8 protein-coding genes are annotated in these 12,468 nt (G+C 69.1%); 4 read left to right on the plus strand and 4 right to left on the minus strand.

Annotated elements, in window-relative coordinates; translation table 11 throughout:
• Nucleotides 1-4: 4 nt before the first annotated feature.
• Together RJ05_RS15805 and RJ05_RS15810 are read right to left on the minus strand one after the other, a co-directional pair.
• Nucleotides 5-2,680 carry a bifunctional acetate--CoA ligase family protein/GNAT family N-acetyltransferase gene (locus RJ05_RS15805; RefSeq protein WP_036538024.1) on the minus strand — a complete coding sequence of 892 codons (2,676 nt, stop codon included), beginning with the start codon at nucleotides 2,678-2,680 and terminating at the stop codon, nucleotides 5-7.
• Nucleotides 2,673-3,941, minus strand: a complete 1,269-nt coding sequence (locus tag RJ05_RS15810; protein WP_036538007.1) for an acetoin utilization protein AcuC — start codon at nucleotides 3,939-3,941, stop codon at nucleotides 2,673-2,675. The genes RJ05_RS15805 and RJ05_RS15810 overlap by 8 nt, the downstream gene beginning before the upstream one ends.
• A 186-nt stretch (nucleotides 3,942-4,127) precedes the next feature.
• On the opposite strand from RJ05_RS15810, the gene RJ05_RS15815 reads away from it, so the two are divergent.
• Together RJ05_RS15815 and galE are read left to right on the plus strand one after the other, a co-directional pair.
• Nucleotides 4,128-4,814 carry an iron-dependent transcriptional repressor DtxR gene (locus RJ05_RS15815; protein ID WP_036538008.1) on the plus strand — a complete coding sequence of 229 codons (687 nt, stop codon included), beginning with the start codon at nucleotides 4,128-4,130 and terminating at the stop codon, nucleotides 4,812-4,814.
• A 3-nt stretch (nucleotides 4,815-4,817) separates the two neighbouring features.
• On the plus strand, nucleotides 4,818-5,834 hold the full coding sequence (gene galE, locus RJ05_RS15820; protein ID WP_051016617.1) for a UDP-glucose 4-epimerase GalE: 1,017 nt from the start codon (nucleotides 4,818-4,820) through the stop codon (nucleotides 5,832-5,834).
• Here the strand turns inward: galE and RJ05_RS29955 are convergent.
• A complete protein-coding gene (locus tag RJ05_RS29955) occupies nucleotides 5,826-7,058 on the minus strand; it encodes a DUF4192 domain-containing protein (RefSeq protein WP_162140634.1) in 1,233 nt (410 codons plus the stop codon). The genes galE and RJ05_RS29955 overlap by 9 nt on opposite strands.
• Nucleotides 7,059-7,752: 694 nt before the next feature.
• Nucleotides 7,753-8,481 carry a DUF5642 family protein gene (locus RJ05_RS15835; protein ID WP_249040433.1) on the minus strand — a complete coding sequence of 243 codons (729 nt, stop codon included), beginning with the start codon at nucleotides 8,479-8,481 and terminating at the stop codon, nucleotides 7,753-7,755.
• Between the two features lie 249 nt (nucleotides 8,482-8,730).
• Here RJ05_RS15835 and RJ05_RS15840 point away from each other — a divergent pair, with 249 nt between their 5' ends.
• Both RJ05_RS15840 and RJ05_RS15845 read left to right on the plus strand, forming a co-directional pair.
• Entirely contained in the window at nucleotides 8,731-9,687 is a 957-nt protein-coding gene (locus tag RJ05_RS15840; protein WP_036538010.1) for a PAC2 family protein, read from the plus strand.
• Between the two features lie 41 nt (nucleotides 9,688-9,728).
• Nucleotides 9,729-12,227: a DEAD/DEAH box helicase gene (locus RJ05_RS15845; protein WP_036538011.1), complete on the plus strand. Its 2,499-nt coding sequence runs from the start codon at nucleotides 9,729-9,731 to the stop codon at nucleotides 12,225-12,227.
• The last annotated feature ends 241 nt before the right edge of the window (nucleotides 12,228-12,468 follow it).

A 12,468-nucleotide genomic window follows, 5' to 3' on the forward strand; every position in this document is an offset into this window, starting at 1 on the left:
GCGTTCAGCCGAGCCTGCGCGGGCCGGTGTCGAAACGGCTGGGCTGGGGACCGATTCGGGCTCGCGCATACAGGATTTCGGCCGACGTCGGCGACGCGAGCACCGGATCGAAATACAGCTCGCGCATCTCGGGCAGATCATCGAACAGCGCCGAAATGCGTTGCGCCAGCTCGACCAACGCCGCCTTGTCCACCCGTGGGCTGGCCGGCGTGCCCGACAACAGCGGGGCCGCGCGCGGTGCGTCGATCAGCGCCGCGGCCTCATCCGGCGACAACGGCAGCGCGCGATAGGCGCGATCGCCCAGCATTTCGATGATCAACCCGGACAAGCCGAACTCGATCACCGAACCGAACGACGGATCATCCTGTACCCGCAGCACACAGCCCACGCCCTTGGTCGCCATGCGCTGAATGTGCAGCGCCGGTTCACCGCTGAGCGCGACGAGATCGGTGTACGCCTGACGCACCGCATCCGGGCGCCACAGGTCCAGCCGTACCCCGCTCAGGTCTGGCCGCCGCCGCCAGGCATCGCTGGTGGCCTTGGCGGCCACCGGATACCCGAGTTCCTCCGCCGCCGCGACCGCGGCATCGGCATCGCGCACCTCACGGAACTCCACCACCGAAATGCCGTAGCACTCCAGCAGCGCCACCGTCTCCAGGTCGGTCAAGCGGCGGCCGCCGGACTCGGCCATCCACCTCGCAACCAATTCGGTGGCTCGCACACTGTCGATACCGTCGGGCCGCACCACCGCCGACTGCGGCCGGTCGCGCCATTCCGCGTACCGACGCACCCGTGCCAGCGCTCGTGCGGCCCGCTCCGGGTCCGGATACGACGGAATGGAGCCGCGCACTGCCGACGCCCCGGCCCCACGCACCGCCAGCAGATTCGGAATACCCTGCTCGGCGATGAATGTGGTCAGGATCGGTTTACCCGCCTCCGGCACGGCCTCGGACGCGGAGCGGATCGCGGCGGCGAACTCACCGGTCGGCAACGGCACCGGTGGGGCGAAGACCACGATCACCGAATCGGCGTCGTCGGAACGCAACTGGGCCACGACAGCGTCGAAATAGTCGCCAGGGGTGGCTTGCGGGCCCAGATCCACTGGTTCCCCGACCGCCAGCCCCTCACCGCGAGCGGCGTCCACGGCGAGCCAGCCCAGCGCCGCACTGTTGCCGACCACCGCCAACCGCGCACCCGCGGGTAGCGGCTGGTAGCCGAGCAGCGCCGCGCAGTCGAACAACTCCGAGATCGAGTCGACCTGCACGATTCCGGCCTGCGCGAACAGATCCCGCACGATCGAGCGATCCATGTCACCGGCAGGCTGGGCGCGGGCCGCCAGCCGGCCGCTGCTGACCGCGACGATCGGTTTGGTCCGTGCCACCCGGCGCGCGATCCGGGAGAATTTGCGCGGATTACCGAAACTCTCCAGATACAGCAACACCACATCGGTGTCGGGATCGGTGTCCCAGTACTGCAACAGATCGTTGCCGGACACATCGGCACGGTTACCCGCGGAGACGAAGGTGGACAGTCCGAGATTGCGGGCCGCGGCCTCCCCGAGGATCGCCGCACCGAGGGGGCCGGACTGACAGAAGAAGCCGATCCGCCCGCGCCCCGGCAGCACCGGCGCCAGCGTGGCATTCAGCGCGATCCCGGGATCGGTATTGGCGATGCCGAGCGCGCTCGGCCCGACCACCCGCATACCGTGGCCCCGAGCGGCCGCCACCAGAGCACGCTCGGCCGCCCGACCCGCCTCGCCGGTCTCGCCGAAACCCGCGGTGAGCACCACCAATCCCTTGACGCCCTTGGCCATACAGTCGTCGAGCACCGAGCCGATCGACTCCGCGGGCACCGCCACCACCGCCAGATCCACCTCGTCGGGGATCTCCCGCACGGTCGCGTAGGCGCGCACGCCCCGCACCGAACGACGGGCCGGATTCACCGGGAACACCGGCCCTTGGAACGCCCCGGAGAGCAGGTTGGACAGCACCGCACCACCGACGCGTCCGGCACTCGGCGTAGCGCCGATGACGGCGATGGAGCGAGGCGCGAGCAGATTGCCGACACTGCGCGCCTCCGAAGCGCGTTCGCGCGCATCGCGTACCGACAACAGCGCCTCGGTCGGGTCGATCGCGAACTCCAGGTGCAGCACCGAACCGTCCCGGCTGCGCTCGACCTGATAGCCGGCTTCCCGGAACACCGTCACCATCACCGTGTTCTCGGCCAGCACCTCCGCCACGAAGGTCTCGATCTCGTTCTCGGCGGCCGCGCCGGCCAGATGCTCGAGCAGAATCGAACCGAGACCGCGGCCCTGATGCCCGTCGGCAACCACGAAGGCGACCTCCGCCGCGCGCGGTCCGGTGCGGTCGAGCAGTTCGTAGCGCCCGACCGCGATGATCGACTCGCCGAGCTCGGCCACCAGCCCCACCCGATTGTGATGATCGACATGGGTGGAGCGGTACAGATCCTTCGGCGAGATCCGCGGGTAGGGCCCGAAATACCGCAGATACCTGGTGCGATCCGACAGCGCGGCATGAAATTGCTGCAACCGTTCGGCGTCGTCGGGGGTGATCGGGCGCAGCCGCACCACACCGCCGTCAGAGGCCAGCACATCGGCGAACCAGTGTTGCGGCGGTGGCGGCGGCACCGCTGGGGTGTCCGGGGTGTCGATCTCAGTCACGGGGATCCTCCGGGTCGAGTCCGAGCGGGCCGAAGCACGCACGACGGGTGGCCAGCACGGCGGTATCGATGGCCCGTTGGGCACGGTCGAACCGGGCATCACCGGTTTCGGCGGTCCCGCCCGGGCCGTCCCAGCGCTGGAACGACACATCGGCGCCGTCGCTCATGGTGCGCGGTGGGTCGACCCGTGGTGCGGCGGCCCGCACCAGATCGATCCAGTCCTGCGGGATATCGGTCTCCGGTGCCAGCTCGCGATCCAGCGCGGCGGCCAGCAGATGAGTCCAGGCCCGCGGCACCACTCGGACCAGCCCGTATCCGCCCCCGCCCACCGCCAGCCAGCGCCCTTCGGCGTAGCGATCGGCCAGCTCGCGCATGGCGAGGAAGGCCGCGCGCTGCCCGTCCACCGACAGCTCCAGATCGGCGAGGGGATCTTCGCGGTGACTGTCGACCCCGCACTGGCTGACCACGATCTGTGGCCGGAACGCCGCGACCGCTCCCGGCACCACCGCATGAAACCCGCGCAACCACTGCGCGTCCCGGGTGCCGGGCAGTACCGGCAGGTTGATCGACGTGCCCGTGCCCGCACCGCTGCCGTTCTCCTCGGGCCAGCCGGTATTGGGCCACAGGGTGGCCGGATGCTGATGGATCGAGACGGTGAGCACCCGCGGATCGGCATAGAACGCGCGCTGTACGCCATCACCGTGATGGACATCGACATCGAGATAGGCGATGCGGTCGACACCGTGGTCGAGCAGCCATGAGATGGCCACCGCCGCATCGTTGTAGACGCAGAACCCGGCCGCCGAGGCAGGCATCGCGTGATGCATGCCACCACCGATGCTCACCGCCCGGCGGGTACGCCCCTCGGCGATCGCACGGGCCGCGGCCAGCGTTCCGCCGACGATCACCGAAGCGGCTTTGTGCATTCCGGGAAACACCGGGTTGTCGGCCGAGCCCAGGCCGAACGGCGGCGCGAGTGGCGGTTCACCGTGCGGCATGGGCGGCGCCACGGCGTGCTCGACGGCGTCGATGTATTCGGCGGTGTGGATCCGCAGCAGCTCCGAGGTACCGGCCTCGGCGGGCTCGAGCAATTCGACGCCGTCGAGTACGCCGAGACTGCGGGCCAGCGCCATCGTGTACGCCAGCCGGGCCGGCTTCATCGGATGCTGCGGCGTCCAGGTGTAGTCGAGGAACCGGTCGGTCCACACGACCGTCGCGGGGTCGGCGGGTCCCGGATGCGCGCCGGGCACTGCAGTGGCCATGCTCGCAACGCTAGCGGGAAGCGCAGCGCCCCGTTCGGCGTTCATATGCAGTAGAAATACAAGCATGAGCGAACACGGCGGTATGCCGTGCGCCGACAGGGTTCCCGACGCGCGACGCGTGCCGCTGTGGCGTGCGCGAATCGAGACGTCGCGTGGGTAGAATTCGTGCCGACGAAGGGGTAACAGGTGAAGGATCTGGTCGACACCACGGAGATGTACCTCCGTACCATCTACGACCTCGAGGAGGAGGGCGTGGTGCCCCTGCGTGCCCGGATCGCCGAGCGCCTCGAGCAGAGCGGGCCGACGGTCAGCCAGACGGTCGCCCGCATGGAACGCGACGGACTGCTGCTGGTGGCCGGTGACCGGCATCTCGAGCTGACCGACAAGGGCCGCAGCATGGCGGTCGCGGTGATGCGCAAGCACCGGCTGGCCGAGCGGCTGCTGGTCGACATCATCGGACTGGACTGGCAGAACGTGCACGCCGAGGCCTGTCGCTGGGAACATGTGATGAGCGAGGACGTCGAACGGCGCCTCGTCGAGGTGCTCAACCACCCCACCACCTCCCCCTACGGCAACCCCATCCCCGGGCTGGACGAGCTGGGTGTGGCCCCGATCGCGCCCGCCGACGAGAATCTGATCCGGCTCTCGGGGCTGGCGCACGGCCAGACCCACGCCGTGGTGGTCCGCAGGCTCGCCGAGCACATCCAGACCGACCCCGAGGTCATCAACCGGCTGCGTGAGGCCGGCGTCGTGCCCGACGCGAGGGTGACCGTCGAGACCAAGCCCGGCTCGGTGGTGATCACCGTGCCCGGCCACGAAGGGTTCGAGCTGTCGGACGAAATGGCCCATGCCGTCCAGGTGAAGCTGGTCTGACCGGTGAAACTTCTGGTCACCGGCGGTGCCGGTTATGTCGGTGGAGTGTGCGCGCAGGTCCTCATCGAGGACGGCCACGAGGTGGTCGTCCTCGACGATCTGTCCACGGGTAACGCCGACGGCGTTCCCGGCGGCGCCCGATTCGTCGAGGGCGATATCGCCGCGGCCGCGCCCGATCTGCTGGCGTCCGAAAAGTTCGACGGCGTCCTGCATTTCGCGGCCCAATCGCTGGTGGGCGAGTCGGTGCAGCAGCCGGAGAAATACTGGCACGGCAATGTGGTGAAAACACTGGAGCTGCTGGAGGCGATGCGCCGCACCGGCACCCAGCGACTGGTGTTCTCCTCCACCGCGGCGGTGTACGGCGAACCCGAGCAGGTGCCGATCACCGAAGACGCGCCGACCCGGCCGACCAACCCCTACGGGGCCTCGAAACTGGCGATCGACCACGCCATCACCTCGTATTCCATCGCGCACGGCCTCGCGGCCACCAGCCTGCGGTACTTCAACGTCGCGGGCGCCTACGGCGGGCTCGGTGAGAACCGGGTAGTGGAAACCCATCTCATTCCGCTGGTGCTGCAGGTCGCCGCCGGTCACCGCGAATCCATCGCGGTCTTCGGCACCGACTGGCCCACCCCCGACGGCACCGCCGTCCGGGACTACATCCACATCCGCGACCTCGCCGACGCCCACCTGCTCGCCCTGCGCTCGGCCGCGCCGGGCACTCACCGGGTGTTCAACCTCGGCAGCGGCACCGGGTTCTCGGTCCGCGAAGTGATCTCGGCCTGTGAACGGGTCACCGGGTTGCCCATCGCCGCCAAGGATTCGCCGCGGCGCGCAGGTGACCCGGCCGTGCTGATCGCCTCCAGCGATCGGGCGATCGCCGAACTCGGGTGGCGGCCCGAGCACAACGACCTCGACGAGATCGTCAGCGACGCCTGGAACTTCCTGCGCGAACTCGGCCCGCGCGCCCATAGCGCGATAGCCGGGCATCCGGGCGCTCTCGACGGCAGGTCACCATGATCGGTCGAGGTCGAGGTCGATGCCGAGATCGATGGCGGCCTCGCGACCACAGGTGATCAGCCGCTGCAACCGCTGCGGGTCCATCCCCGAGGTGAGTGCGGCGTCCAGCAACGCCGCCAACGGATGCTCGGGGTCGGCATCCAGCGCCGCCGCGAACGCGATACCGGCAAACGGCCCGTCACCGCGGGCGTAAGCGCAGTAACCGAGCAAGGTGGCGGCTTCGGCTCGGTCGGTGTCGGGCAGGCCACGTGTCATCATCGCCCACAGTTGTTCGGCGGCACCGGCGTGATCGGTGCCCGCGAGGGCGAACATGGCGTCACGCGCGTGCTTATCCCGCAGCGCCGCAGCCGATTCCGCGAGCTCGGCCGCCGACATCCGCACCCCTGATTCCACGTTCGCGATCTGCCACAGCAGATATTGCGCCGCGCGCCTGCTGTAGCCGATCCGATCGCCGCCGCCGGCCGCGTCGGCGAATCGCTGATGGGCCCGCGCGAGCGCCGGACCCATTTCCGCACACACCTGTTCACGCATCGCCAGGTCGACCGACACCGCCGCGATCAGTTCCGAACGCGACCGGCGAATCTGTTTGCCGTCGAGCACATGGCTCAGCGTGATCGGCGAGGCGGCCGGATCGGGCAGCACCCCGCGGCGGTCCGCGCCCAACACGCTCCACCACCCGTAGCCCGGTGCGATCGCCTGGACCGCCCACGCTCCGCACAGCGGTATGGAACGCAGCTCCAACTGCGCGGCCAATGCCGTGACCACCGAATCGCGTCCGGCTGTTCCCGGCTCGGGCTCGCTTCGGCGGTCGTCGATGACGCTCGCCAGCACCCCGACCACGCCCTGCTGATCACAGACCTCGGCCACCGTTGCGGCCAGTGTTCTGGACCCGTCGCCGGCCGGAGACGGTGTGAGGTCGAATCGTGCAACCACATCGATCAACGCACTGTCCGGGTCGCGCGGCGCGGCCCGCAACACCGCGACCACCAGCGAACGCACCGGCACGAAACCGAGAATCGCCGGCACTCCGGCCAGGAACTCCCCCGGCTCGGCGAGCCTGATCTCCCCGAGCCGCATATCGACCACGTCGCCCTCGGGGTGCACGAGGTCATCGGCGCCGGCGAGCTCATCGTTGCCCCCACGCTCAGCGTCGGGGCCACGCTCAGCAGGGTCACCGTCCGCAATCGCACCGTCGGCGCAGCTCAGGATCCCCGCTCGGCGCACTGCACCGATGCCAGGGTGTGGGCCGGATCGACCGGAGACACCGGGGCGCCGACGCTCGGCAGTCCCGCTCTCCGCGCCGAGTCCACCAGCGCATTCGGCCCCGCTCGCCGGATCTGTCCCCCTCGCTACATCGTGGATGCCGGTGGGTTCCACCGGCCCGACGCCGACCTTCGCACAGGTGCCGATTTCAGTGCTCGCAGAACCGCCGCACAGCTCGCCGAACCCTGGCCTCGGCTCACCGGAGCCGAACCATGGTGCCCACGGCCCGTGCAGCCCATCTGCCGCGGCGTCGATCGCTTCGATCGGGCCAGGCCTACGGCCTGTGGTCGATAGCGGGGCTATCGGCCCGAGCTGGACCGGCCCCGGCCCGTTCCCGCCGCCGCAACCGCCGTCCGGGCGTTCGGCGGCATCGACACGGCGGCATGCCCCGCAGCTTCCCGAACGGGCCGCGCGAGACGGTGATCTGCGGATTCCGCCGGCCCGAGTGCGGGCACACGCTGGTCCGGAATCACCAGGCGGTGGCGCGGAGTGCGCTACGCGGGTGTGGCCGGCCTGCTCACGCCCGGTGGGTTCGGTGGGTGTCGCGGGAGTCGTCATGGGTGCAGCCTGCCGGAGCACCGATTCGGCGGCCGCGACGCGACCTGGGCTTTCACCCGGCCTGTGGATAAGTTCGGCCTGTGGACAACTCCACGTTTCAGCTGGTCGCGACCTTGTTCACGGCGGTGTCGAACAATTGCTCCAACGCCTGCGCATCCGGCTCGCTGTCGCTGAACGACATATACGTCACCGCGATCCGTACGTCCCCGATCTGCCCGATCAGAGTGCTCATCGACTGGGTCAGTCCGGCTCCCCCGACATCTGGCCGCACCGTGCGTCGCAGCGCCATGGCATCGTCGGCCTCGATCTGCGGCGCCTGCCCCAGCTCCGTGGTCACCGTGCTCGACGCCCCGGACCGCGACACCCGGATCCGCTCGCAGTGCTGCACCTGATTGCGCAGCCGCAGTAGCGGCGCATCGGTGCGGGTCAGCTCCACGGTCAGGGTCGCGCGGGCGGCATCATCGGTGCCGACGGCGACGGCGAGACGGTCGGCTCCCGGGTGAGCCTCGGGCGGTGTGCATTCGGCAGGCTGCACGCTCGCGCCGGCCCCCACGCCGTCGAGATCGCCTGCGGCCTGTCCGGCGGCTTCGGCCGGCAGCACAACGGCGGGATATCCCTGCGGGAATTCCTCGGGCGCGGGGAGCAGGTCGGCCAAGGGAGTCTCGACCTGCTGAGTGACCGCAGTCGGCTCGGCCGGCACCGCCCGGCCGGACATCTCGCCCCCGCAGCCGGCGAGCAGCAGCGCGGTCACCGCCAGCGCGCCGCCGGCCACCGCGCGGCCACGCGACGATCTGTGCGTCGAATCCGGCACGCCCACCCGCCCCACTCTGCCAAACTCCTCTGGCAGCCCGCCCACGCCACGCCGACCGCCCTGGTCGTGCGTGCCCAGCCGGGAATGCTTGTGCCATCGACGCTGTTGCTCCCACAGAAGGGTCGATGTCTGCCCGCGCGCGAAGCAGTGCATCGCCCATGGGGGACAATGGACTGTGGTACACCACGCGACGCGGCGACCGGTGCGAGATACTGGCCCGTCGGCGTCGACACGTCGGGTGCGCCGCGCAGGAAGGAGTACGCGATGGACTACGAGTCGCGAATGTACGAACTGGAGTTCCCCGCTCCGCAGCTGTCGTCCGACGACGGTTCGGGTCCGGTCCTGGTGCACGGACTCGAGGGTTTCACCGATGCCGGCCACGCGGTGCGGCTGGCCACCACGCACCTGCGCGAGAGCCTGGAAAGTGAACTGGTGGCGTCGTTCGACGTGGACGAGCTACTCGACTACCGGTCGCGGCGTCCGCTGATGACGTTCAAGTCCGATCACTTCGCCGATTACGCCGAGCCCGAACTGAACCTGTGGGCGCTGCGCGACACCGCGGGCACCCCGTTCCTGCTGCTGTCGGGTCTGGAGCCGGATCTGCGCTGGGAGAAATTCACCACAGCCGTGCGTTTGCTGGCCGAGCAGTTGGGTGTGCGCCGCAGCATCGGCTTGAGCGCGATCCCGATGGCCATCCCGCACACCCGCCCGCTCGGCATCACCGCGCATTCGTCCAACCGCGACCTGATCGAGGAGAACCAGCGCTGGCCTGGTGAGCTGCAGGTGCCCGGCAGCGCCTCCTCGCTGCTGGAATACCGGATGGCCCAGCACGGGCACGAGTCGCTCGGCTTCTCGGTGCACGTGCCGCATTACCTGGCACAGACCGCCTACCCGGAGGCCGCGCAGACGCTGCTCGAACACGTCTGCGAGAACGCCGGCCTGGATATTCCGCTGGCTGCGCTCGGTGAGGCCGCGGCGCGGGTGCGCGAGCAGGTCAACGAACACATCGCGGGTAATTCCGAGGTCGAGACCGTCGTGCACGCCCTCGAGCGCCAGTACGACACCTTCGTTTCCGCGCAGGAACGCCAGTCGAGTCTGCTGGTCGGTGACGGTGAGCTGCCCAGCGGTGACGAGCTCGGCGCCGAATTCGAGCGCTTCCTCGCCGAACAGGGCGGATACGGCGACAACGGCTCCGGCAGCGGCGAAGACGACCCGCGCTGACCTGGATCGTTCCGACTCCGGCGGCCCGTAGGGTTGTCGGAGTGGATCTGACCGAACTGCTCGAGATACCGGGAACCGACGCCGACGCGCTGTACGAGTCGTTCGGGACGTGGGCGGCCGAGCAGGGGACCCCGTTGTATCCCGCGCAGGACGAGGCGCTGCTGGAGCTCGCCTCGGAGTCCAACGTCATTCTGGCCACCCCGACCGGCTCGGGGAAGTCATTGGTCGCGGTGGGTGCTCATCTGTTCGCGCTGACGCGCGGGCAGCGCACCTACTACACCGCACCGATCAAGGCACTGGTCAGTGAGAAGTTCTTCGCCCTGTGCGAGGTGTTCGGCGCCGAACGTGTCGGCATGGTCACCGGTGACGCGGCGGTCAATCCGGACGCTCCCATCATCTGCGCGACCGCCGAGATCCTGGCCAATCTGGCCCTGCGTGAGGGCGCCGAGGCCGATATCGGCCAGGTGGTGATGGATGAGTTCCATTTCTACGCCGACCCCGATCGCGGCTGGGCCTGGCAGGTACCGCTGCTGGAGTTGCCGCACGCGCAGTTCCTGCTCATGTCGGCGACGCTGGGCGAGGTCGATTTCTTCGCCACCGATCTGCGCAGGCGCACCGGCCGCTCCACCGCGGTCGTCGCCGGGACCGAGCGCCCGGTCCCGTTGACGTTCTCCTACGCGCGGACGCCGATCACCGAGACGCTCGAGGAGCTGGTCACCACCCATCAGGCGCCGGTCTATGTCGTACATTTCACCCAGGCCGCCGCGCTTGAGCGCGCGCAGGCGCTGACCAGCGTGAATTTCGCCAGCCGGGCCGAGAAGGACGCCATCGCCGAGGCCCTGGGCAGCTTCCGGTTCTCCGCGGGCTTCGGCAAGACCCTCTCACGGCTGATCCGCCACGGCATCGGCGTGCATCACGCCGGAATGCTGCCCAAATACCGCAGGCTGGTGGAGAAGCTGGCCCAGGACGGTTTGCTGAAGGTGGTGTGCGGCACCGACACCCTCGGCGTCGGCATCAACGTCCCGATCCGCACCGTGCTGCTGACCGGGCTGACCAAATATGACGGTGTGCGCACCCGCAGGCTCAAGGCCCGTGAGTTCCATCAGATCGCCGGGCGCGCCGGCCGCGCCGGGTACGACACCATGGGCACGGTGGTCGTGCAGGCACCCGAGCACGAGGTGGAGAACACACGGATGCTGGCCAAGGCCGGCGACGATCCGAAGAAGTTGCGCAAGGTGCAGCGGCGCAAGCCACCGGAAGGTTTCGTGTCCTGGAGCGAGGAGACCTTCGACCGGCTGGTGGCCGCGCCGCCGGAACCGATGGTGTCGCGCTTCGCGGTCACCAATTCGATGCTGCTCAATGTGATCGCCCGCCCCGGCAACTGCTTCGACGCCATGCGGCATCTGCTCGAGGACAATCACGAACCGCGCCCGGCGCAGCGCAAGCATATTCTGCGTGCGATCCGGTTGTATCGCGCGCTGCGCGATGCCGGTGTGGTGCAACAGCTTTCCGAACCCGATGACAAGGGCCGCATGGCGCGGCTCACCGTGGATCTACAACGCGATTTCGCGCTCGATCAGCCGCTGTCACCGTTCGCGCTGGCCGCGTTCGAACTGCTCGATGACCAATCTCCCAGCTATACCCTCGATGTGATCTCGCTCATCGAGTCGACGCTCGAGGATCCACGCCAGCTGCTGATGGCACAGCAGCACAAGGCCAGGGGCGAGGCCGTCGCGGAGATGAAGGCCGACGGCATCGACTACGACGAACGGATGGAACTGCTCGAAGAGGTCAGCTGGCCCAAGCCGCTGGCCGAGCTGATCGAACCGGCCTTCGAGACCTACCGGGCCGGGCACCCGTGGGTCTCGGAGTTCGCACCGTCACCGAAGTCGGTGGTGCGCGAGATGGTGGAACGGTCGATGACCTTCGCCGAGCTCATCTCCCACTACGAGCTCGCCCGCTCCGAAGGGGTGGTGCTGCGCTACCTGGCCGACGCCTATCGCGCGCTTCGCCGCACTGTGCCCGAGTCCGCGCGGACCGAGGAACTCGACGACATCACCGAGTGGCTGGGTGAGCTGATCCGGCAGGTGGATTCGAGTCTGCTCGACGAATGGGAACAGCTCACCAACCCCGGGGCGGAGACCGACGCCGAGCAGCTGGCGTTCGGCGCGGAGACCATCCGGCCGATCTCGGCCAATGAACGCGCCTTCCGGGTGCTGGTCCGCAATGCCATGTTCCGGCGAGTGGAGTTGGCGGCCCTGCGTAACTGGCAGGCGCTGGAGGAGCTCGGCACCGGACCGGACTGGGAGGCCGAACTCGCGGCCTACTTCGCCGAGTACGACACCATCGGCACCGGCCCCGACGCGCGGGGTCCGCAGATGTTCCGGGTCGAGACCAGGCCCGGTTTCTGGCAGGTGCGCCAAACCCTCGACGATCCGGCCGGCGATCATGGCTGGGCGATCGTGGGTGTGGTCGATCTCGCCGAGTCCGACGCGGCAGGTGAAGTGGTATTCGACGAGGTCACGGTGGTCGCGGGCTGACCGGGCACCGATCACCGGAACTCGAGGTTTGACGGATTCGATTCCGGGTAGGCGCCGCTGATACTGTTCTGCTCCGCTGCCCGACCGAAAGATCCATCGATGCCCGAATCCCCGTACCTGCTCGTCGACCCCGAGCGCGTGCGCGAGAACTACCGCGCCCTCGACGCCGCCCTGCTCCGGGCCGGCCGCAGGGCCCGGATCCGCTTCGCCGTGAAGGCCTGCCCGGTGCCGCAGGTCGTGC

Source organism: Nocardia cyriacigeorgica NBRC 100375 (genome assembly GCF_000308555.1).
Classification (GTDB): domain Bacteria; phylum Actinomycetota; class Actinomycetes; order Mycobacteriales; family Mycobacteriaceae; genus Nocardia; species Nocardia cyriacigeorgica.